Origin of the sequence: Kingella pumchi, assembly GCF_022288825.1 — a bacterium.
Lineage (GTDB): Bacteria > Pseudomonadota > Gammaproteobacteria > Burkholderiales > Neisseriaceae > Kingella_D > Kingella_D pumchi.
In genome coordinates this window covers 26,609-49,251 of sequence record NZ_JAKOOW010000008.1, presented here as the reverse complement: position 1 = coordinate 49,251, position 22,643 = coordinate 26,609, and the positions used below count along the sequence as shown (strand labels likewise).

The 22,643-nt window shown below is 58.3% G+C and carries 20 protein-coding genes and 1 other RNA gene; 16 read left to right on the top strand and 5 right to left on the bottom strand.

Going from position 1 to position 22,643, the window contains the following annotated elements:
- Positions 1-77: 77 nt before the first annotated feature.
- On the bottom strand, positions 78-611 hold the full coding sequence (locus MB824_RS02645; RefSeq protein ID WP_238745710.1) for a hypothetical protein: 534 nt from the start codon (positions 609-611) through the stop codon (positions 78-80).
- Between MB824_RS02645 and metK the strand changes: the two genes are divergently transcribed.
- The 5 genes from metK to recN all read left to right on the top strand — a co-directional run bounded on the left by metK (position 610) and on the right by recN (position 6,568).
- A complete protein-coding gene (metK, locus tag MB824_RS02640; RefSeq protein WP_238745709.1) occupies positions 610-1,779 on the top strand; it encodes a methionine adenosyltransferase in 1,170 nt (389 codons plus the stop codon). The genes MB824_RS02645 and metK overlap by 2 nt on opposite strands.
- Before the next feature lie 148 nt (positions 1,780-1,927).
- Positions 1,928-2,024: signal recognition particle sRNA small type (gene ffs, locus MB824_RS02635), an RNA gene on the top strand.
- Between the two features lie 90 nt (positions 2,025-2,114).
- On the top strand, positions 2,115-3,191 hold the full coding sequence (locus tag MB824_RS02630) for a DUF1176 domain-containing protein (RefSeq protein WP_238745708.1): 1,077 nt from the start codon (positions 2,115-2,117) through the stop codon (positions 3,189-3,191).
- A gap of 221 nt (positions 3,192-3,412) precedes the next feature.
- Positions 3,413-4,831, top strand: coding sequence for a sodium:proton antiporter (locus tag MB824_RS02625; protein ID WP_238745707.1), 1,419 nt, complete (start codon positions 3,413-3,415; stop codon positions 4,829-4,831).
- A gap of 72 nt (positions 4,832-4,903) precedes the next feature.
- Entirely contained in the window at positions 4,904-6,568 is a 1,665-nt protein-coding gene (gene recN / locus MB824_RS02620; RefSeq protein ID WP_238745705.1) for a DNA repair protein RecN, read from the top strand.
- A gap of 522 nt (positions 6,569-7,090) precedes the next feature.
- On the opposite strand, the gene murB is transcribed toward recN, so the two are convergent.
- The gene (gene murB, locus MB824_RS02615; protein WP_238745736.1) at positions 7,091-8,125 is read right to left on the bottom strand and encodes a UDP-N-acetylmuramate dehydrogenase; all 1,035 of its coding nucleotides are present in this window, start codon (positions 8,123-8,125) and stop codon (positions 7,091-7,093) included.
- Between the two features lie 261 nt (positions 8,126-8,386).
- Here murB and MB824_RS02610 point away from each other — a divergent pair, with 261 nt between their 5' ends.
- From MB824_RS02610 to MB824_RS02595, 4 genes are all read left to right on the top strand, one after another.
- Entirely contained in the window at positions 8,387-8,863 is a 477-nt protein-coding gene (locus MB824_RS02610; protein WP_238745703.1) for a hypothetical protein, read from the top strand.
- Positions 8,860-9,474, top strand: coding sequence for a hypothetical protein (locus MB824_RS02605; protein ID WP_238745701.1), 615 nt, complete (start codon positions 8,860-8,862; stop codon positions 9,472-9,474). Before MB824_RS02610 ends, MB824_RS02605 begins: the two co-directional genes overlap by 4 nt.
- A 62-nt stretch (positions 9,475-9,536) precedes the next feature.
- Positions 9,537-9,923: a DUF488 domain-containing protein gene (locus tag MB824_RS02600; RefSeq protein WP_238745699.1), complete on the top strand. Its 387-nt coding sequence runs from the start codon at positions 9,537-9,539 to the stop codon at positions 9,921-9,923.
- Positions 9,920-10,453, top strand: a complete 534-nt coding sequence (locus MB824_RS02595; protein WP_238745697.1) for a DNA-3-methyladenine glycosylase I — start codon at positions 9,920-9,922, stop codon at positions 10,451-10,453. Before MB824_RS02600 ends, MB824_RS02595 begins: the two co-directional genes overlap by 4 nt.
- 135 nt (positions 10,454-10,588) lie before the next feature.
- On the opposite strand, the gene MB824_RS02590 is transcribed toward MB824_RS02595, so the two are convergent.
- A complete protein-coding gene (locus tag MB824_RS02590; RefSeq protein ID WP_238745696.1) occupies positions 10,589-11,473 on the bottom strand; it encodes an EamA family transporter in 885 nt (294 codons plus the stop codon).
- A 229-nt stretch (positions 11,474-11,702) separates the two neighbouring features.
- On the opposite strand from MB824_RS02590, the gene MB824_RS02585 reads away from it, so the two are divergent.
- The 3 genes from MB824_RS02585 (at position 11,703) to MB824_RS02575 (ending at position 16,911) form a co-directional block, all read left to right on the top strand.
- Complete coding sequence (locus tag MB824_RS02585; protein WP_238745694.1) at positions 11,703-14,639, top strand: valine--tRNA ligase; 2,937 nt, start codon at positions 11,703-11,705, stop codon at positions 14,637-14,639.
- 78 nt (positions 14,640-14,717) lie between these two features.
- Entirely contained in the window at positions 14,718-15,512 is a 795-nt protein-coding gene (locus MB824_RS02580) for an NYN domain-containing protein (RefSeq protein WP_238745692.1), read from the top strand.
- A gap of 406 nt (positions 15,513-15,918) precedes the next feature.
- Positions 15,919-16,911: a virulence RhuM family protein gene (locus MB824_RS02575; RefSeq protein WP_238745690.1), complete on the top strand. Its 993-nt coding sequence runs from the start codon at positions 15,919-15,921 to the stop codon at positions 16,909-16,911.
- 165 nt (positions 16,912-17,076) lie between these two features.
- Here the strand turns inward: MB824_RS02575 and MB824_RS02570 are convergent, their stop codons facing one another.
- Positions 17,077-17,514 carry a hypothetical protein gene (locus MB824_RS02570; RefSeq protein ID WP_238745688.1) on the bottom strand — a complete coding sequence of 146 codons (438 nt, stop codon included), beginning with the start codon at positions 17,512-17,514 and terminating at the stop codon, positions 17,077-17,079.
- A 174-nt stretch (positions 17,515-17,688) separates the two neighbouring features.
- Between MB824_RS02570 and MB824_RS02565 the strand changes: the two genes are divergently transcribed.
- The 4 genes from MB824_RS02565 to MB824_RS02550 all read left to right on the top strand — a co-directional run bounded on the left by MB824_RS02565 (position 17,689) and on the right by MB824_RS02550 (position 19,995).
- Positions 17,689-18,327 (top strand): DUF4189 domain-containing protein, encoded by a 639-nt coding sequence (locus MB824_RS02565; protein WP_238745686.1) that lies wholly within the window; start codon positions 17,689-17,691, stop codon positions 18,325-18,327.
- 362 nt (positions 18,328-18,689) lie between these two features.
- Positions 18,690-19,127: a hypothetical protein gene (locus MB824_RS02560; RefSeq protein WP_238745684.1), complete on the top strand. Its 438-nt coding sequence runs from the start codon at positions 18,690-18,692 to the stop codon at positions 19,125-19,127.
- Positions 19,013-19,432: a hypothetical protein gene (locus tag MB824_RS02555; protein ID WP_238745682.1), complete on the top strand. Its 420-nt coding sequence runs from the start codon at positions 19,013-19,015 to the stop codon at positions 19,430-19,432. The genes MB824_RS02560 and MB824_RS02555 overlap by 115 nt, the downstream gene beginning before the upstream one ends.
- A 128-nt stretch (positions 19,433-19,560) precedes the next feature.
- Entirely contained in the window at positions 19,561-19,995 is a 435-nt protein-coding gene (locus tag MB824_RS02550; protein WP_238745680.1) for a hypothetical protein, read from the top strand.
- 195 nt (positions 19,996-20,190) lie between these two features.
- On the opposite strand, the gene yccS is transcribed toward MB824_RS02550, so the two are convergent.
- The gene (gene yccS, locus MB824_RS02545; RefSeq protein WP_238745678.1) at positions 20,191-22,380 is read right to left on the bottom strand and encodes a YccS family putative transporter; all 2,190 of its coding nucleotides are present in this window, start codon (positions 22,378-22,380) and stop codon (positions 20,191-20,193) included.
- Positions 22,381-22,643 lie beyond the last annotated feature (263 nt).

Sequence of the window (22,643 nt, the reverse complement as noted above, 5' to 3'; positions counted from 1 at the left end):
CTTTTTTGGGTTTCGACAGGATACGGAAAACGCCCCCTGCCGTCATTCCCGCGCAAGCGGGAATCTTGTTTGGGCTTTTACAGGACTTGGGAAAACAAGCCTTTGCCTGGATTTAACCAAGATTCCCGCCTACGCGGTGGTAGCGTAGCGGACTTGCGTAAGCTAATGACGTTACAGAGAAAAAGGCAGCAGGTAGATTGAGGTACCAAACCCAATATTTCCCAATACCAAAAGATTTGTTGGGGCGCACCCCAAGCTACAACTGAAAAAACAGGGCAGCCTGACAGCCAAAAGGCAGCCTGAAAACCCGTTTCAAGGTTTTCAGGCTGCTTTTGCCGTTTAAAAAACATTCGCATTTGCTTGCCGATGCCGTGCGGATTTGCTACCATCCGCCCCGCATTAAGAGTTGGGACTTCCATGCCAACCTGCTTCGCGGTTTCGCCGAGTAAGGTGGACGGTTTTTCAAAACCGATGTGGTTTGCGGCAGCGCCGCAGGCAATCGAAATCCCGCTTAAATGCGGGTATTTTTTTGCCCGCCGCACCCGAAACAGGCAGCCTGAAGCCGTTTTCAGGCTGCTTTCCGCCACCCGCCAACGAAAGACCAAAGCCATGAGCGAATATCTTTTCACCTCCGAATCCGTATCCGAAGGCCATCCCGACAAAGTGGCCGACCAAATCTCCGATGCCATTCTCGACGCCGTTTTGGCGCAAGACCCCGCCGCGCGTGTCGCCGCCGAAACGCTGGTCAACACCGGCCTGTGCGTACTCGCCGGCGAAATCACCACCCATGCCCACGTCGATTACATCAAAGTCGCCCGCGATACCATCGCGCGCATCGGCTACAACGACCCCGCGCTGTGTTTCGACAGCAAAGGCTGCGCCGTCGGCGTGTATTACGACCAACAATCGCCCGACATCGCCCAAGGCGTGAACGAAGGCGAAGGCTTGGATTTAGAACAGGGCGCGGGCGACCAGGGCCTGATGTTCGGCTACGCCTGCGACGAAACGCCCACCCTGATGCCCTTTGCCATTTATTACAGCCACCGCCTGATGCAGCGTCAGAGCGAATTGCGCCGCGACGGCCGCCTGCCGTGGCTGCGCCCCGATGCCAAAGCGCAGATTACCGCCGTGTACGACAGCGCAACCGGCAAAGTCAAACGCATCGACACCGTCGTCCTTTCCACCCAGCACGACCCCGAAATCAGCCATGAAGAGCTGGAAAAACAGGTAATCGAGCAGATTATCAAGCCCGTATTGCCGCCCGAAATGCTCACGGCAGAAACCAAATATCTGATCAACCCCACCGGCAAATTCGTGATTGGCGGCCCGCACGGCGACTGCGGTTTGACCGGACGCAAAATCATCGTCGACACCTACGGCGGCGCAGCCCCGCACGGCGGCGGCGCATTCTCGGGCAAAGACCCGAGCAAAGTTGACCGCTCCGCCGCCTACGCCTGCCGCTACGTTGCCAAAAACATCGTCGCCGCCGGCCTGGCCACCCAGTGCCAAATCCAAATCTCCTACGCCATCGGCATCGCTGAGCCGACCTCGATTGCCATCGACACCTTCGGCACAGGCAAAATCAGCGAAGACAAACTGATCGCCATCGTGCGCGAACATTTCGACCTGCGCCCCAAAGGCATCGTCAAAATGCTCGATTTGCTGCGTCCGATTTACAGCAAAACCGCCGCCTACGGCCACTTCGGCCGCGAAGAGCCGGAGTTTACCTGGGAGCGCACCGACAAAGCCGCCGCGCTTAAAGCCGCTGCAGGGCTGTAAAACGCCGCAAAGGCAGCCTGAAAAACGGTTTCAAGCACCCGCCCGCGCTTTAGTGCCCGGCAGGTGCTTTTTTCAGGCTGCCTGAAACGCCCCAAGCCCCGCAGCCCCTTGCTATTTTGGCTGCGGCCGCTATAATGCACAGCCTTACGGCGGGTCTCCCCGCATGACAATTTCGAACAACGGGTCAGGGGCGGAAGCCAGCAGCCCACTCGGGAGCGTCAGTGCCGGGGGTTCGGCTCGCCACCCTTTTCCTTGCCGCCTGCCACTTGCAGGCGGCAATTTGTTTTCAGGCAGCCTGAAAACCTTTTTCCGCCACGCTTTAACCGGGAGCTTTTATGAAACGCCTGCTTGTCTTTGCCCTGTTTTCCCCTGCCCTTGCCGCCGCCGCGCCGCTGCAAGGGTTTTATACATCCTACCAAGACTGGGATGCCGCCTGCGACAACACCGGCACCTGCCGCATCGCCGGTTATCAGGACGATGGAGAAATCGAACATCCCGTATCCGTATTGTTCACACGCAAGGCGGGCGGCAATGCGCCGGTGATCGGGCAAATCGCCGTCGCCCCCGATTTCACCGACAACGAGCCCGATTTGAAGCTGGCAGCCAAAAGCGAACTGCGGCTCAACGGCAAAGCGCTGGGTACCATCCGTTTTGACAAAGACGGCTACGGCAAGCTCAGCGGCGCGCAAACCCAAGCCCTGCTGACCGCCCTGCGCCGCGACGCCAAAATCGAAGTTATATCAGGCGCAAACACCTGGACGCTGTCGGACAAAGGCGCGGCGGCAGCCATGTTGAAACTTGACGAATTCCAAGGCCGCCTGAACACGCCCTCGGCGCTGATACGCAAAGGGCGCAGCACCCGCGCCGTATTGCAGCCGCAGCCGGTGCCGACCATCCGCGCCGCCGCCGTACCGCAAAAAGGTGAATACACGCTGAAAAAAGGCACGGCCAAACATAAAGCAGTAATGGCCTTGCTGCAAAAGAGCAATCAGGGACGTAAAAACGACGATCGTTTCGAGCGCTGCGGCGATCTGCATGAACCCGATCGGCAGCGCGACATCACGGTCTATCCGCTTAACAGCAGACAGGTGCTGATTGACACTTCGTGCATATCGGGCGCGTATCAGGGCACGAGCTTCAACGCCGTGATGAACGCCAAACTCAGCCTCGTCGAACAGGTTTTGCCGCAGGAATACGGCGGCCATGCCGGCTTCGATCCGAAAACCGCCACACTGTCGGGCGGTTTCAAAGGACGCGGTCTGGGCGACTGCTGGGGCGGCCAAAGCGCGGTGTGGAACGGCAAAACCTTTGTGCGCAGCCGTGAAGACACCACCGGCCAATGCAAAGGCTTTACCGGCGGCGCGTGGACGCTGCCGATACTCCAAAGCAAAGTTATCGGCGGCAAAAAATAAGGGCCGATCTGATATGCAGGCAGCCTGAAAGCGTGAAAACGGCTTTCAGGCTGCTTTTTTGCCGTGCTGCCGGCGGCTGGCCGGATTGATGCGGACTGGCGCCGGCGGGCGTCGTGGCGGTGCTTTGGTATATAATCGGCGCTTTCGGCCGCGGCGCTGGCGCGGCGGCCGGGAATGCTGTTCTGAAGTTTGTCCGTTTGTTAGAAGAAAAAGGAACCACTATGCCCGTCCGCATGTTAAGTGCGCTGTTGATGCTGCTGCCCGCCGCCGCGCAGGCTTCCGGCGTCGATGGCGCCGCTCTGCCGCTGTGGTGGGGTCTGCCCTTTGTGCTGATCCTGCTCTCCATCGCCACCGGCCCTTTGTTTTTTTCCCATACCTGGCACCACCATTTCGGCAAGATTACCGCCGGCTGGACGCTGCTGTTTCTGATTCCTTTCAGCCTGGTGTACGGGCTGGGCGAGAGCCTGCATCTGGTGGTGCATGCGCTGGTGGGCGAATACATTCCGTTTATCCTGCTGCTGCTGGCGCTCTATACGGTATCGGGCGGCATTTTGGTGTGGGGCAACCTGCGCGGCAGCGCGCGGCTCAATACGCTGCTGCTGGCGATCGGCACGCTGCTGGCTTCGGTAATGGGCACCACCGGCGCGGCGATGCTGATGATCCGGCCGGTGCTCAAGGCCAACGAACACCGCAAGCACCGCGTGCATGTGGTGGTGTTTTTTATCTTTTTGGTGGCCAATATCGGCGGCGGCCTGACGCCGCTGGGCGATCCGCCGCTGTTTCTGGGCTTTTTGAAAGGCGTTGATTTCGGCTGGACGGTGATGCATATGGCCGCGCCGGTGCTGATCAGCGCCGCTGTGCTGCTGACGGCCTTTTACCTGCTCGATGCGCACTACTACGCCCAGGCAGACGAAGTGCTGCCGCACGAAACCGCCGACGAAGGCAAAATCAAAATCTTCGGCAAGATCAACTTTCTGCTGTTGGCCGGCGTAGTCGGCGCGGTGCTGATGTCCGGCCTGTGGAAGCCCGACCATCCCGGTTTCAATATTTTCGGCACTGCCTATCTGCTGCCCAATCTGGTGCGCGACGTCATCCTGCTGGCGCTGGCGCTGGTCTCGCTCTTGCTGACGCCCAAGCAGGTGCGCGCCGGTAACGAGTTCAACTGGGACCCGATTATGGAAGTGGGCAAACTCTTTCTCGGCATCTTTATCAGCATCTCGCCGGTTATCGCCATTTTGCAGGCGGGCGAACACGGCGCCTTCGCCCCCTTAATCGCGCTGGTGCACGATTCGGCCGGCAATCCGGTCAATACCATGTATTTCTGGATGAGCGGCCTGCTGTCGGCCTTTTTGGACAACGCGCCCACCTATCTGGTGTTCTTCAATATGGCCGGCGGCGACGCCCAAAGCCTGATGACCGGCCCGCTGTTCCACACCCTGCTGGCGATATCGATGGGCTCGGTGTTTATGGGCGCCCTAAGCTATATCGGCAATGCGCCGAACTTTATGGTCAAAGCGATTGCCGAGCAGCGCAAAGTGGCGATGCCCAGCTTTTTCGGCTATCTGGCCTGGTCCTTCGGCATACTGGTGCCGCTGTTTGTGCTGCACACGCTGATTTTCTTCGTATTCCAACTGCTTTGATTTCTTCAGGCTGCCTTTGTCCGAAGGCAGCCTGAAAACGGTTTTCCCGCATTGTTCTAGGACTTTTGTTTCATGCTGCTCGCACTGTCTTTGCAGGACTTCGTCCTGGTTGAAAAACTCGATCTCGATTTCCAAGGCGGCTTTACCGTGCTCACCGGCGAAACCGGCGCCGGCAAATCGGTTACCCTTGATGCCGTCGGCCTGCTCTTAGGCGACAAAGCCGATTACGCCCAAGTGCGCACCGGCGCCAAAGAAGCGCGCCTTTCTGCCCTGTTCGACCTTTCCGCCCTGCCCGATTTGGCCGCCGAGCTGCGCGATCAGGGGCTGCTTGACGAAGACGCCGCCGAACTCAGCCTGCGCCGGATTATCGACGCCAAAGGCCGCAGCCGCAGCTTTATCAACAACCAGACCGCCACCCTCGCCCAGCTCAAGCACATTGGCGAGCAGCTGATCGACATCCACGGCCAAAACGCCCACCACTCGCTCAATCAGGAAGCCGCCCAGCGCCACCTGCTCGATGCCTTTTCAGGCAGCCTGAAAACCGCCGACGAAGTGCGCCAGCACTACCGGCTGTGGCAGCAGGCGCTGCAGGCGCTGGAGCAGGCGCAAACCCAGTCCGAGCACATCGCCCTCGAGCGCGAGCGGCTCGAATGGCAGTTTGGCGAACTCGACAAACTCGGCGCCGCCGAAGGCGAATGGGAAAGCCTCAACCGCAGCTACGACAGCCTGGCCAACGCCGCCGAACTGCTGCAGTCCGCCGAAACCGCCCGCGAATACATCGACGGCGAAGACGGCGCCGCCAGCCTGCTCTACCGCTGCCGCCGCGAACTGGAAAACCTCGCCGCCATCGAGCCGCGCTTTGCCGAGAGCATCGAACTCATCGTCTCGGCCGAAGCCGAGCTGGAAGAAGTTTCCGCCAATCTCAGAAGTGTCGGCGGCAGCGTCGAAATCAACCCGCAGGAATTGGCGCTGCAGGAAGAGCGGATGCGCGAGCTGATGTCCGCCGCCCGCAAATACCGCGTCGAACCGGCCGAGCTGCCGGCCAAACTCGCCGAAATCCAAGCCGCCCTCAACGATTTGGACGCCGCCGCCGACACCGAAGCGCTGCGCCAAAACGCCGAGCGCTGCGAAGCCGCCTACCACGAAGCCGCCCAGCGCCTGTCCGCCCAACGGCGCCAGGGCGCCGCCAAACTGGCCGACGAAACCTGCGCCCACCTGCAAAAACTGGCGATGAAAGGCGCACGCTTTCATATCGAACTGCTGCCCTCCGCCCCCGGCGCCCACGGTTTGGAACAGGTGCAGTATCAGGTGGCCGCCAACAAAGGCAACCCGCTGCGTCCGCTGAACAAAGCCGCCTCCGGCGGCGAACTCGCCCGCATCAGCCTGTCGCTGCAGGTGGCCGCCAGCCGCTACACCCAAGTGCCGACGCTGATTTTCGACGAAGTCGATACCGGCGTCGGCGGCGGCGTGGCCGAAACCGTCGGCCGCGCCCTGCGCAGCCTCGGCGCCCGCCACCAGGTGCTGGCCGTTACCCACCTGCCCCAAGTGGCCGCCTGCGGCGAACAGCACTGGCAGGTCAGCAAACACGGTAAGGGCGGGCAGACCGTCAGCGAAATCCGCGTGCTCGAAGGCGACGCGCGCACCGCCGAAATCGCCCGCATGCTCGGCGGCGAAACCATCACCGACACCACCCGCGCCCACGCCGCCGAAATGCTGGCAATGGCGGCGCGGGATTAGGGTTTCAGCTTTTCAGGCTGCCTGAACCATGCCGATTAGGCAGCCTGAAAAGCCGTTTGACCGATACAAAATCAGCCTGAAAGACAACACCGTTTTTCAGGCTGCTTCGGACATTCGGGCAGCCTGAATGGTGCAGCGCAGTTGCGACGCCCAAACCCAATCCCGTCATTGCCCAACAGTCAAAACAGCAGCCTGAAAAGCAGCCGCAGAGCCGATTTTGAAAGCAGCCTGAAAGCATAGTTCGAACGGCACAAAGACTTCTTCAACGAACGCACGAAGAACTCCGAAACGGGCAAATCCCACTACACCCACCCAAGACTGTGCAAAGCGGCATTTGGAGTGTCATCACAGCATGAGAATAGCAAATAAGATTATATTTATTAAAGATTATTTCCCTACCTCTAGTGATGAGTAGCACCTTATTTGTTACTTATGCCCGAATCCAAGCGCCGAAAAGTTTTCAGGCTGCCTATCCGCGGTGGAATAGCAGCCTGAAAACCGTTTGACCGGTCTTGCCGCGCGTTACGCCCCGGCCGGCAGCCATACCGGCTCGGCTTCGAGTTCGACACCGAAGCGTTCTTTGACCGTGGCGCGCACTTCGTCGGACAGGCGGCGCACATCCTCGGCGGTGGCGCCGCCGCGGTTGACCAGCACCAGCGCCTGCCGCTCGTGCACCGCCGCGCCGCCGATCTGCCGCCCTTTGAGTCCGGCCTGCTCGATCAGCCAGCCGGCGGCCAGTTTCAGACTGCCGTCCGGCTGCGGGTAGTGCGGCATATCGGGATAACGCGCCAGCAGCGCGGCACCGGCGGCGGCATCGACCAGCGGGTTTTTGTAGAAACTGCCGGCATTGCCGGTTTGCGCGGGGTCGGGCAGTTTTTCGCGGCGGATGCGACACACGGCAGCGGCCACTTCGCGGGCGCTGGGCGCGGTTTTGCCCTCGGCGGCCAGAAGCGCATCGAGATTGCCGTAACCGAGCTTGGGCGTGAAGCGGCGGGAAAGGGCAAATGTAACCGCGCAAATCACATAGCAGCCTTTGCCCTCGCCTTTAAACAGGCTGTCGCGGTAGGCGAAGCGGCAGTCTACCTGCGTGAGTTCGACAAAACATCTCTGAGCCAAATCGTAGCAGCGCACGCTGTGAACCAGGTCTTTCACTTCCACGCCGTAAGCGCCGATATTCTGCACCGGCGCGGCGCCGACGGTGCCGGGTATCAGGCTCAGGTTTTCGGCACCGTACAGCTCCCGAGCAATCATCTCCTGCACAAAGTCGTGCCAGATTTCGCCCGCCTGCGCCTGCACCAACACGCGGCCGTCCTGCCGCTCGCCGATGATGCGGATGCCTTTATTCGCCATTTTGACCACCAGACCCGGATAGTCGCGCATAAACAGCACGTTGCTACCGCCGCCCAGCCACAGCACGGTGGCGGGGTCGAACTCGGGCAGATTGATAATTTCAGGCAGCTGGCTTTCGTTTTCCAGCGTGCAGAAGGCAGCGGCGCGGGCGCTCAGGCCGAAGGTGTGCAGCGGCTGCAGATCGTGGCGGGCGGATACGGCAATCATGGGCGGCATTTCCAATGCGGTGGACAAACAAAAAGATGCCGTTTCAGGCTGCCTGAAACGGCGGCGCGCATTGTACCGCCGACGGCCGATTCTGTTAAGATTGCGCCCTTTCCCCGCCACAGGTTTACCGATGAAAAAACTGCTTGTCCCGGCCTTATGCGCTCTACTCTCTTTTCCGGCTTTGGCCGCACCCAATGATGGCGAAATGATGGCGAAGAGAACGAACAGGAATGCCTGCAATCCTACCGCCGGCTGATTGCCTTGTCCGGCGGCCAGTTCTGCCACGAAGCGCAGCCCGAAATCGGCCGCTACTATAAGGAAACCGCGCTGTGGCTGGCGGTAAACGGCCCCGAAGGCGCGCGCTGCGCGGGCTATTTCGGCCGCGCCGGCCAAGACCCGCAATCGGCGTTCCGCCGCGAAATGGCCGCGGTGGAACAACAATACGGCGATGCGCCCGACAACGCCGCCACCCGATCCCGCCTGTGCCGCGAAACCAAAACCCGCCGCCTGCAGGCGCTTGATTATGCCGAAGCGCTGATGGCGCGCAGCTTCACCGAAAGACTGGCCGCCGAAATCGAGTCCGACAAACAGTCGTCCGAACCCCAAGGCGAAGCGCAAATCCGCCGGGAATTCGAGTGGCTTTACCAAAACTGGCGCAAACAAAGCGCCCAAGCCCACGCCGCCGAAGCCGGCCAAACCGTCCGCAAACCTTCTCGCAACAAAGGAAAGTCCAAATGAGAACGCCGATTCTGTCCGCCCTTGCCCTAAGCGCTGCCCTCTTCTCGGCACCGGCACTGGCCGCCGAAACCGCCGGCAGCAATGCCGAGTTGGAGCAAAGTTGCATCAAACTCTACGAGCGCAGTGTCCATTTCACCACCGGCCGCGCCTGCTATCCGCAGGGGTCGGCCAGCGCCAAATACTACAGCGACCTGTACATCATGCTGGTGGCTGCCGATCCGGAAATCGCGCAGCGCTGCGTGCAACACGATGCCGAGCTGGGAAAAAAACACCAGGCGGCCACTTTGTACGAATGGGTTGAAGCCGACTTTGAAAAACGCTATCCGATGCCCGATGCCAAAACCAGCGCCGCCAAACTCCAGCAGTATTGCCGCGATACCCAGCCGATGCGCGAAGAAGCGATAGCCCATGCCGAAGCGGCGGTGGCCAGACTGCTGCCGGCGATAATCAGCGAAAATGCCAAGCGCCAGCGGCAGGCAGGCGAAACCGTGAGCGAAGACGAAGTCCGCCGCCGGCAGCAAAAAGCTTTGCAGCAATGGGAGCGAGAGCGCGACGCCGCGCGTGCCGAAAAGCAGGATTGGAACCAGCCCGCCGCCAAGCGCAAACGCTAAACCGTTTTCAGGCTGCCTTTTTCAGCAAAAGGCAGCCTGAAAATCCATTTTAAGGAAACGCCATGTACCGCCTCGCACGCATCTACGGCTTTCAGGCTGCCCCGGGCGAAGCCGCCGTCTTTCTCGACCGCCTCTATCCGCGCGGCATCCGCAAAGAAACCATGAACCAATTCGTCTGGCTCAAAGACCTCACGCCCTCGGCCGCGCTGCGCGAGTGGTACCACCAAGACCCCGACAGCCGTTTTGCCGAATTTGCCCGCCGCTACCGCGCCGAACTGGCCGCGCCCGAGCGGCAGGCGGCGCTGGAAGAGCTGCGCCGCATCCATGCCGGACATCCCGCCACTGTGCTGTTAAGTGCCGTCAAAAATCCCGAACACTCCCATCTTTCGGTATTACGCGACTATCTGCTTTCACTCGAAGGCAGCCTGAAAAACGGGAGCGGCGCATGAGCTACTGCCGTTTTGCCAACAGCCTGCCCGCCGGCAGCAGCGACCCCAACAAACACTACCACGACCACGTTTACGGCTTTGCCGTGGCCGACGACAAGGAACTTTTCGAGCGGCTGGTGCTGGAAATCAACCAGGCCGGCCTGAGCTGGACGCTGATTCTGCGCAAGCAGCACGCCTTTCAGGCTGCCTATCGCGGCTTTGACATCGCCGCCGTCGCCGCATTTGACGACCAAGACCGCGAGCGCCTGCTTGCCGATGCCGGCATCGTCCGCAACCGCCTGAAAATCGACGCCGCCATCCACAACGCCCGCCAAGTCCTCGCCATCCAAGCCCAACACGGTTCCTTTAAAAACTGGCTCGACACCCACGCCGCCGCCGCACCCGATTTGGACGGCTGGCTGAAAATCTTTAAAAAAACCTTCAAGTTTGTCGGCCGCGAAATCGTCAACGAATTTCTGATGAGCACCGGCTACCTGCCCGGCGCCCACGATGCCGACTGCCCGGTCGCCGCCCGCTTGGGCAGGCGCTGAAACGGCGGGGCAAAACCAAAGCAGCCTGAAAACCGCAAATACGGTTTTCAGGCCGCCTTACCTTTTTCAGGCTGCCTTTGTGGGTTTCGTTTACGGTTTCTGCCAATGTTGTCCGAACGTACCAATCCGGTTTCTTCAGGCTGCCTTGCGTCCGCCGAACACCTGCACCAGCAGCGCGGCCATCACCACAGCGGCGCCGGCCCAGTGCCAGCCGTTGAGCGGTTCGTGCAAAATCAGCGCGCCCAGCAGCAGGGCGATGACCGGTATCAGCAGCGCCAGCGGGGTGATTTTGCCGGCGGGGTGGCGGGAGAGCAGGTTGCCCCAGCCGGAGTAGCAGCCCAGGCTGGCCAGATAGCTGAGAAAGGCGACGCCGACCCAGCCGCGCCAAGTCATGCCGCCGATTTGCGCGGCGATGCCGTCAAACCCGTACAGCAACCATGCGGTGAGCGCAAAGGCCGGCAGGGTAACGATATTGCCCCACACCACCAGCGACAGCGCCTGCACGCGGCCGATTTTCTTCACCAGCAGATTGCCCGCCGCCCAGGCCAGCGCGGCGGCCAGCGACAGCAGCATGCCGGTCATCGGCAATTCGCCCCGATATTGGCCGACGCCGATCAAGCCCAGCCCCGCCGCCGCCAGCAGCATCGCCGTCCAATGGTTGCCGCGCACCGGCTCGCGCCACAGCATGGCGGCGATGATAACGGTGAAAAACACCTGCGCCTGATGCACCAGCGCCGCCAGCCCGGTGGGCATGCCGACGGCCAGCGCGCCAAACAGCAGGCTGAACTGGCCGAAGCTGATGGCCAGCCCGTAGGCGGCCAGCCAGTACCAGCGCACGGCGGGGCGCGGTATGAAAAACAGCGCGGGAAACAGCATCAGGGCAAAACGCAGCACGCCCAGCACCATCGGGCTGATTTCGGCCAGCGCGAGCTTCATAAAATAAAAGCTGACGCCCCACAGGAAAATCACGGCGGCGGCAATCAGGGCGTCGGTTTTGTTTAAGGGGGTGTGGGCGGACATGAGCTTTCTCGGGCGGGGGGTAGGGGCTGTTTTCAAACCAATCCGGTTCGTGCAATATTTTTCAGGCTGCCTGCTGTGAGCCGCCGATGCTTTCAGGCTGCCTGCCGCAAGCGGCCGCAGGCAGCCTGAAAACCTTTGGGCGCGGCTATTTTAGCACCGGCCAATCGGCTATAATCCGCCGTTTTCAAATTTATCTTTTCTATTTCTTTACCTTCTTAGGCCGTTCACCATGCTCGACAAATACTCCCCCGCCGAAATCGAAACCAAACACTATCAAAACTGGGAAAAACAAGGCTATTTCGCCGCCAATTTCGCCCGCCCCGAAAGTTTCTCCATCCAGCTTCCCCCGCCCAACGTAACCGGCACGCTGCACATGGGGCACGCGTTTAACCAAACGATTATGGACGGCTTAACGCGCTACTACCGCATGAAAGGGTACAACACGGCTTGGATTCCGGGCACCGACCACGCGGGCATTGCCACGCAGATTGTGGTGGAGCGCCAGCTTGCCGCCGAAGGCGTGTCGCGCCACGATTTGGGACGCGAAGCATTCTTGGAAAAAGTGTGGGCGTGGAAAAACCTCTCCGGCGGCACGATTACCCAACAGATGCGCCGCGTCGGCTGCTCCGCCGACTGGTCGCGCGAATATTTCACCATGGACGACACGCGCGCCGAAGCCGTTACCGCCGTGTTTGTGAAGCTCTATCACCAAGGGCTGATTTACCGTGGCAAACGCTTGGTGAACTGGGACCCCGTTTTGGGCACGGCCGTTTCCGATTTGGAAGTGGAAAATATTGAAGAACAAGGATTTATGTATTACGTCCGCTATCCGTTTGTCGCAGGACAGGGGTTGGACGGCCGGTTTATGCTGATTGCAACCACACGCCCCGAAACAATTTTGGCCGACGGCGCATTGGCCGTTGCCCCCAATGACGAGCGTTACGCGCATTTGGTCGGCAAAAAAGTCCATGTTCCCATGACCGACCGCGTCATTCCGATTATTGAAGACGAATATGTGGATAAAGAATTTGGTACAGGCTGCGTCAAAATCACCCCCGCACACGACTTTAACGACTATGCAGTCGGACAACGGCATGAAATGGAAGTGATTAATCTGTTCACGCCGAAAGCAATAATGAACGAAAACGCCCCCGAAAAATATCGCGGGTTAGATCGTTTCGTGGCGCGGGACAAAATCATTGAAGATTTGAAAGAAAGCGGTTTGCTGGAAAAAATTGAGCCGCACAAACTCATGCGCCCGCGAGGCGACCGCACGGGTACGGTTATTGAACCCTATCTGACCAACCAATGGTTTGTCGCCATGTCTGCCACACCAAACGGCGGCGAGCCTGACAGCGAATTCAAAGGCATGAGCCTGGCGCAAAAAGCCAAACACGCCGTGGACAGCGGCGCAGTGCGCTTCATCCCCGAAAACTGGGTCAATACGTATAACCAATGGATGAACAACATCCAAGACTGGTGCATCTCGCGCCAACTGTGGTGGGGCCACCAAATCCCCGCGTGGTATGACGAGCAAGGCAAAATTTACGTTGCCCGCACAGAAAGTGAAGCATATCGTCAATATTTATTTGATAAGAGCCGCCAATGCACTAGCGATAAAGAAATTGAACAAACAGTTGGACCGACTATTGCCGTTCAGTTATTTAAATCCAAAGAAACTGGGGAAATTCAGCAATCAGTTATTGATGAATTAAAGGAAAAAGGATTTTACTTAACCCGCGACAACGACGTGCTAGACACATGGTTCTCCTCCGCCCTCGTCCCCTTCTCCACCCTCGGCTGGAAAGACGGCGAACCCGACACCGAAGCCATGAAAGCGTTTATCCCGTCCAGCGTGCTGGTAACGGGCTACGAAATCATCTTCTTCTGGGTCGCCCGCATGATTATGATGACCACCCACTTCACCGGCAAAGTGCCGTTTAAAGACGTGTACATCCACGGCATCGTGCGCGATCACGAAGGCAAAAAAATGTCCAAGTCCGAAGGCAACGTCATCGACCCCGTGGACTTAATCGACGGCATCGACTTGGAAAACCTGCTTGTCAAACGCACCACCGGCCTGCGCAAGCCCGAAACCGCCCCCGCCGTGAAAAAAACCACCGAAAAACTGTTCCCCGAAGGCATCCCCGCCATGGGGGCAGACGCATTGCGTTTCACCATGGCCAGCTATGCCAGCCTCGGCCGCAGCGTCAACTTCGACTTCAAACGCGCCGAAGGCTACCGCAATTTCTGCAACAAATTATGGAACGCCACCAACTTCGTCTTGATGAACACCGAAAACCAAGACTGCGGCCAAGACGAAATGCAGCCTTTGGCATTTACCTTTGCCGACCAGTGGATTATCGGCAAACTCCAACAAACCGAAGCCGCCGTAGCCGAAGCCTTTGAAACCTACCGCTTCGACCTCGCCGCGCAAACCCTGTACGAATTCGTGTGGAACGAATACTGCGACTGGTACATCGAGCTTGCCAAAGTGCAAATCCAAACCGGCTGCCCCACCACCCAACGCACCACCCGCCGCACCCTCGTGCGCGTACTCGAAGCCATCCTGCGCCTCTTGCACCCCATCATGCCCTTCATCACCGAAGAGCTGTGGCAAACCGTCGCCCCGCTCGCCAACGCCAAACACAGCGACAGCATCATGCTCGCCGCCTACCCCGAAGCCGACCCGGAGAAAATCGTCCCCGCCGCCTTCGACAAAATGGCCAGCCTGAAAGAGCTGGCCGAAGCCGTACGCAAACTGCGCGGCGAAATGGGCATCGCGCCAAACGTCAAAGCCCCGCTGTTTGTCGAAGGCGGCAGCGACTTGGCCGACTGCCTCAAATACCTGCCCGCGCTCACCCGTCTCACCGAAGCCAAGCTGGTGGACAAACTGCCCGAAGCCGAAGACGCCCCCGTCGCCGTGTGCAACGGCGCACGCCTGATGCTCAAAGTGGAAATCGACAAAGCCGCCGAAACCGCGCGCCTGACCAAAGAAGCCGAAAAACTGCAAAAAGCCTTGGACAAACTCAACGCCAAACTCGCCAAACCCGGCTACACCGACAAAGCCCCCGCGCATCTGGTGGAGAAAGACAAAGCCGATCTGGCGGAGTTGCAGGATAAGATGGCGAAAGTAGAGGCGCAGTTGGCGAAGTTGAAAGCGTAGCTGTTTGAAAGAGGCCGTCTGAAAATTAATGTTTCAGGCTGCCTCCTATCGAACCATAGATAAATAGAGGAATTATAAATGTCTAAAACTAAAACTAGTTTCAACGTGGTAGAAGAAAAAACGGTGCGTTTAGCCGTGTTGATTGATGCCGACAATGCTTCTGCTCGCGATATAGCATCTATTTTAGATGAAGTTGTCAAATTCGGAGATGTAACCGTTAAGCGGATTTATGGCAATTTTGTTGGTAACAATGGGCAATGGAAGCAAGTTATCAATGATTACGCCATCAAACCGATGCAGCAATTTGCTTTTACGACAGGGAAAAATGCAACCGATGGTTTTATGATTATTGATGCCATGGATTTATTGTACAGCGACCGATTGGACGGATTTTGTATTGTATCCAGCGACAGCGATTTCACGGCTTTGGCAATCCGTTTGAAAGAACAGGGAATGCCCGTGTACGGCTTTGGTAAAAAGCAAACGCCCAAAGCTTTTATCAATGCCTGTACGCAGTTTATCTATGTGGAAAACCTTATATCAGAAGAAATTAAAAACGATAACAAAAGCAGCGTTTCCGTCCAAACTGATACGGCAATACAAACGGAACAACCAACAGCTAATCATCAAACAGCGGTTTTGCCCATGGATACGATTAGAAAAATCTTTGAACAGTTTGACAGCGAATGGGTTGCCATGACTGCATTTGGTTCAACATGGCGGCGGTTGCAGGCAGATTTTGACCCACGCAATTATGGCTGTGCCAAATTCACAACTTTGGTTAAAAAACACCCCGAGATATTTGAATATGAAATACGAAAAAATATAGAAAGTAACCAAGAACATATGTATGTAAAACTTAAGCAAGCGTAGGTTGGGTCGAGACCCAACAGTTTCTTAAAAGCTGCAAAACCTGTTGGGTTTGCAACCCAACCTACCCAAAGGCCGTCTGAAAACCTGTTTTTCAGACGGCCTTTCTGATTTCAGGCGTGCCTCACGCACAAGGCAGCCTGAAAACCAAGCCCGCCCCGCCAAGATTCTCGCGCAGGCGGGAATCTTGGCGGGGTTTGAGCAACGGTTTGTTTTATCAGAATATTGCCGAACAACAAACAAGATTCCCGCCTGCGCGGGAATGACGGTGTTTTTTGTTTTTCAGACGGCCTCCCTGTTTTCAGGCTGCCTCGCCGCCGGGATACGGCTAAAATACCGCAGGCAAGCCCACAACCCCAAGCAGCCTGAAACCGTCCCGACTTTTCAGGCTGCCGCAAACGGAATCCCTATGGACAATCTCATCATCTACAACACCGACGACGGCCAAAGCCATGTTTCCCTGCTGGTGTCCGACGGCGAAGCTTGGCTCACGCAAAACCAGCTTGCCGAACTTTTTAGCACCTCTGTGCCCAATATCGCTACGCATATTAAAAACATATTGGAAGACAAAGAGTTGAACGAGGTTTCAGTTATTAAGGATTTCTTAATAACTGCCCAAGACGGCAAGCAGTATCAGGTCAAGCATTACGCGCTGGATATGATTCTGGCCGTCGGCTTCCGCGTCCGCAGCCCGCGTGGGGTGCAGTTCCGCCGCTGGGCAAATACGCAGCTTCGCGCTTATTTGGACAAGGGTTTTGTGCTGGACAAAGAGCGGCTGAAAAATCCGCAGGGGCGTTTCGATTATTTTGACGACCTGCTGGCGGAAATCCGCGAAATCCGCGCCAGCGAAGCACGGTTTTATCAGAAAGTGCGCGATTTGTTCGCCCTATCCAGCGACTACGACAAAACCGATAAGGCGGCGCAGATGTTTTTTGCCGAAACGCAAAACAAGCTGATTTTTGCCGTTACCCGCCAAACGGCGGCGGAACTGGTCTGCGCCCGCGCCGATGCCGCGCTGCCGAATATGGGCTTGACCTCATGGAAAGGGAGGATGGTGCGTAAAGGCGATATTGTGGTGGCGAAAAACTATCTGTCTGCCGACGAGTTGGATACGCTCAACCGTTTGGTGATGATTTTCTTGGAAAGCGCGGAGTTGCGCGTAAAAAACCGCCAAGACCTGACGCTGGATTTCTGGCGCGGCAATGTTGACAACCTGATTGATTTCAACGGCTTTCCTGTATTGGAAGACAAAGGCAGTCGCACGCACCGCCAAATGGAGCTGTTCGCCCAAGAACAATACGCGCTGTTTGACCAGGCACGCAAAGCTGCCAAACTGGCCGCCGCCGAAGCGGAAGATTTGCGCGAATTGGAAAACTGGCAGGCGGAATTGGAAAAACGCTAAACAACGGTTGGCAACGGTTGGCGCAAGCCGAGCTCGGTTGTTGGAAAATATTGGTTCTGACAACCCAAGCAGCCTGAAAACAAAAAAAGCCGTCTGAAACCCTTTTCAGACGGCCTTTTAAAATCCCAACCATACTTTCAGGCTGCTTTTAGCCTGAGGCAAAACCTACTGCACCCGTGCCCGATGTTCGCTTTCTTTGTAATCGCGGATAACGTGGTTGGTGTCGGTAATGAAATAGCGGTAGCGGGTGAAATTGGTTACGCCGCGCTCGTAGTAATCGGTGCGATCGCCATTGCTGTGGTAGCCGCTGCCGAGATAATGGGTCGATTCGCTGTTTTGGCTGACATCCGTCCAGGTGTAAATGTAGCCTTCCTGCCCTTTGAGTTTGCCTTCCTGGATAATTCCGTGCTGGATATCGTCGGCCTTGCCGAATTCCGCATACGCCGAAACAATGTGCTTGCCTTTGAAACGCGCGCCGGCCACGCCCCTGCGCGCCGCGTTGATTGCGCCGTACGGCGAGATGTCGGCACTCATAATTTTGTCCACCGTTTCGCAACCGGCAAGCGTCAGCACGGCGGCGGACAACAGCAAAACAGATTTCAAAGCGGATTTTGGTAACAACATCATTCCCCCTTAGCAAAAATAGATAACAATGAACAAACGTGCAGGGCGCGCATTATAAGGCTGCGGCGGCGGAAGCGATATGAATCTTGTATAATCGCGCGCCGCACGGCGATCCCCGTTTTTACCGTTCTATCTGAAAGGAGTTGTATCTTGTTGAATAAAAAACACCTGCTGGCGGCTGGCGCGCTAAGCCTGCTGTTGTCCGGCTGCCAAGGCTCGCTTGCTTACGAACTGATGCAGGCTGCCCGAGGCAGCGGCGGCCCTTCAGCGGAGCAAGTGCAAAATATGATGCCCATTGTGGAAGACATGGAAAAACTGCCTTCCGCCGCCGAATTGTCCAGGCGCAAAATGCGGCCGCGCAAATGGGGCGCATACGCCGCTTCGCCCGAGATAAAAATGATATGGGTAACCGACAAAGCCTATGACACCCCCGAAGCCGCGTCGGCAGATGCAGTAAAAGAATGCCGTCAAAACGGTGGCAAAAACTGCCAAACCTATATTATTTACAGCAACTTGTGTTTTGCCATGTCGCAAGGCTATAAAGGCAAGCCCATGAACGACATGGGCTACGGCCCCACCGGCGAGTTTGCCAAAAAAGTAGCGGTTGCTTCCTGCAAACACCACGGCGGCACAAACTGCATACCCGTTCCAGGTGCGCCCGCTTCGTGCGCCACACCATGCAATCTGATGACCGATCCGACCTGCCGCTACGAAGACCCCGCGTATATCTTCCCCAATAAAAACGGCGGCAGAATGCAGAAAATGCCTTCGTTTATCCGCAAAGGTAATTGAAAGCAAACTGTGTTTTTTTGCCCAGCGCCGGTCGGATCAGAATCCGGCCGGCGCTTGTTTTATCAATCCAGACCCTGCCCTCTCTTAAAACTTCCGAAAAATATTGGATTTCCAACCCAAGCTAGCCCATCAAAAGCAGCCTGAAACGGGTTTTCAAACAATCCTCGTATTTTCAGGCTGCCTCGTTTCCCCAAGCAGCCTGAAAAACGCCATCATCTCTCTGCCGTCCCCCATTCCCGCTTCGCTTAAATATCCTTTAGACTAAGCGTCCTGCAGCCGGCCGGTTTTCAGGCTGCTTTCAGGCAAAGGCAGCCTGAAAACCGGTGCGGCATTTTGCCGCTGTTTGCCACAGGAGAGCCGATATGTCCGAGTATGCCAAACCCGTTAAAACCACCGCCCTGCTCTTTGCCGGCGTGCTGGCGGCGCTGTGTTGGACGATAGGCGATATGCTGCTGGTCGGTTTTGTGCCGCAGCCCGAGCGCCATCCGCAGCTGGCGGTGCTGGCCGGTCGGATGGAAGGCGATGTGCAGATGGCGGCGCTGATGCTTGATGCCGCGCCCGCATGCCTGCTGTGGGGCGTGCTGCCCGCCACTTTCAGCGCGCCGTTTTATCTGGCCGCCGCGTTCGGCGTTTACCGCCTGCTGCGGCCGGGGCGGACGGCTGTTTTGTGCTTCGCGCTGCTGTTTTGTGCTTCGCGCTGCTGTTTTTCAGCTATGCGCTCGCGCCGCTGGCGCACGCCGGTTTCTACTATCTGGGCAGCGCCGCGCAGACACTGCTTGCCGCCCGTACCGAAGATTTAACGCTGGCGCTGGCGCAATACAACGGCCATTACCGGCTGCTTGCCCTGCATTGGGCGGCATCGGTCGGCTCTCTGGCGTTGGGCTGGCTGGTATTTCTGTTGCAGGCTGCCCGCGGCCGCAGCTATCTGCCGCGCTCTTTGTGCTGGCTGACGCCGCTGCCGGTCGGCATTGTTGTTGCCACGGTCTGCAGCGCCTTTCCCCGCTCCGAAGCGGCGGAGCTGCTTGGCGGTGCTACGTTTAATCTGGCGCAACTGGTGTTTTACACCGCAGCGCTGCTGTGGCGGCGGCGGCACAAAGCAGCCTGAAAGCCGAAAATACGGGGGCTGCGCAGCAAAACCGCTTCTGCCGGCGCAACAAGATGCGGTATGATGCGCCGCCGGCTGCACCGTGCGGCCGGCAGATGTTTTTTTAAAATTTGATGCAAAGGACAAACATGAAAAAATCCGGATTACTGCTGGCGCTGCTGCTGGCTGTGGCGCCGATGGCGCAAGCGCTGGATGCCAGCGACCAGGGCGAATACCAAATCGTCCGCGTGGACGGCACGCTGGGCACGATGCAGATGAAACTTTTCCGGCAGGGCAAGCAGTGGATGATGGACGGCCGCCAACTGCCGGAAACACAATGGTCGGAAGTCTGCCGTGCCACCGGCGAATGCAAGCTGGTCGATGCTTCGTCAGCGGATGTGGCCGAGTGGAAAAAAACGCTGCCCGAGGACGATGCCGATTTGCAAAACGCGCGTTTTAACTGCATCAAAAACATTGCCATGGGCTTTTGCCGCATCGAGAGCAAAGCGCAAAAACGGATCTATATCATGTTTGCGCTGGTTCGCGGCACGCCGCAGCCGATTGTGCTGCACCGCCTGAAATAGGCAGCCTGAAAAAACCGTCCGCCCGAACAGCCAAGCCTGCGGACGGTTTTTTCTGCGCGCCGTTTTTTCAGGCTGCCTTTGCGTTTGGGCAAATGGCAGCACGGTGCTTACGCCAAACCGGCAATATTGCGGCAAAAAGCAGCCTGAAAGGGTTTTCAGGCTGCTTTTTTGTCCTGACCAATCTTGCCGCCGTTTTCAGGCTGCCTGTGCCACGGCTTCGCTATCCGATACCGGATGCAGCGCCTGATAGCCCGGGCGCAGCTGGCCGGCGATCATGGTAAGCTGCTGCCACAGCACCTGGCGGGTTTCGCCGGCATCGGCGTCGGGGCGCAGGCTTTCCAGTTGCGACTGCAAATCGCCCAAGGCAGCCTGAAAACGGCTCTCGTCCCATTGCGGCAGGTTTTCGAGAATATCGGCGGCAGCGCTGCCGGCGGCGAGAAATTCGTGGATAAAGCCATCGGCAGCGGCGTTTTCAGGCTGCATTTTGTTGCGGTAGGCGCCGAGCGCGGCGATGTAGCTGATAAGCGAATAGTTTATTTTCAAAAGCAAAAATCCGTCGGCAAGCTTGCTGCCATGTTTGGCCGGCTCGCCGGACATATCGGATAGGGTGCTGGATAAGGCGGCGGCGCGGTCGTGGCTCAGGCGGCGGGCGATGCGGTAGTCCATATCGTCGCGGATGCCGCTTTCCAGTTCGCGCAGCACCGCGCGCAGGTAGGCGGCGTTGCTCTCTACGGCCTGGGCACCGGTTTTGTCGAGCGCCAGATATTTCCAGTCCGGCCACAGGAAATAAACGGCAAGGCCGGCCACCGAAGTGCCGATCAGGGTGTCGAGAAGGCGCGGCAGGAAGAAGGCGCGGGTGTCGGAACCAATAATCGAAAAGCCGACCACCGCCTGAATGGTGATGAAAAAGGTGGAAAAGCTCTGCTTATTGCTGCGGAAATAGAAAAACAGGGTGGTGCTGAGCACGGCGATGCCGAGTTTGTGCGCCAGCGACAGGCTCAAAAAAGGCAGCGCGGCGGCGGCGACAATACCGAAAACGGTGCCGAGAATACGCTGGATCAGGCGTTTTTTGGTGGCGGAGTAGTTGGGCTGGCAGACAAAAACGGCGGTCATCAGAATCCAGTAGCCCAGGCTCAAGTCGTCGCGGTCGAGCGCGGTGGTGTTGATCACTTGGATAATCAGGCAGCAGGCCAGCACGATGGCGGCCATGCGCACGGCGTGGCGGAACACCGGCGAATGCAGCGTGCTTTGCGCTTTCAGGCTGCGCCAGGCGCCTTTGAAGCCGCTGCTTTCGGGGGCGTGCAGGCGGGTTTGGTGGTTGTATTCGAAACTTTCGCTGCGCTCGGGGCTTTTCAGGCTGCCCAGCTGCAGGCTGACGTGCAGGATGTTGTCGAGCAGGCGCTGCACGCGGTAGGGGGCGACGGCGCCGTCGGCAGCGGTGGCGGCATAGTGCTGCAGCGACGCTTCGGCACCGCGGCCGGCGCGTTCGAGCTTGGCCGGCAGCACGAAATCGCTGTCGTCGGCCAGCGTGCGGGCAAACTCGCGGCAGGTCTGCGCCTGCAGCCGGAGCAGGCGGCGGATGCGGTAGATCAAATCGCTGTAGCGCATGGCTTCGGCGAAATCGCGGTAGTGGACGTGGCTGGAGCTGATGCGCTCGTGGATATCCTGCGCGGCGTAGTAACAGCGCAACAGCCGCACGGTGCGCGGATGGCGGTGCTGGCCGCGCATGCGGTAAAACAGGGCGCTGCGGCATTGGTTGAAGGCGGCGGTTACCGCGCTGTTGCTCATCGCCAGCGTGATTTGCTGCTGTTCGAGATGTTCGGCTTCGTCGGGGTCGAAAAAATCGGATTTGGCGGTGAGAAAGTCCGCCAGCGCGCGGTAGGCGGCGGCCATATTGTCCTGCACCGGCCGGTTGGGAAAGATGATGTGGGTCAGCAGCGCGCACAGGCTGTAGAGCAGGGTTCCACACAGAATCAGCAGCGTCGGCTGGTACCACGGCGCGGCGTCATCGTGGGTGAGCGCGGTGTACACCGCTACCGCCAGCGTGCCGAAAGCGATGGTGCGGTAGCGCTGGCCGGCGGCGCCGAGAAAGGTAAAAACAAACGCCTGCACGGTCATCACCGCGGCATAGGCCGCCGGCCGGCTGATCACCGCTTCCACCGCCAGCGACGACACGGCAAAGGCCAGCAGGGTATAGACGATGTTTTTCAGCTTGCCGGTCAGGCCGTTGTCCAAATCCACCAGGCCGCCGGCAATCACGCCCAGCACCAGCGGCGGAAACAGGTGGTTCAGCGGGCGGGCATACACCAGCGCGGCCAGCAGCGAAGTGCTCAGCAGCACCGGCACGGCGCCGATGTATCTGGATGGCAGGGAAAAGAATTTCATAAATCGTTTCGGGCAGCGGGTTTTCAGGCAGCCTGAAAGCCGCCAAACCGCGCGCTCAGGCCAAAAGCGCGCATTTTAAGCCCAATCGCTGCCGCCGTGGCGGCGCAGGCGTTTTCAGGCTGCCCTAAAGCGCCACACGATAGCCAAATCCAAACGCCTGCGATTTGCCACTTATTACCGTTTGAAGCTACAATCTGCCCACTTTCGGCGCCGTTTTCCCGCCCGCGGCCAAACGGCGCCATTTCGAATCGAACTTACAGAAA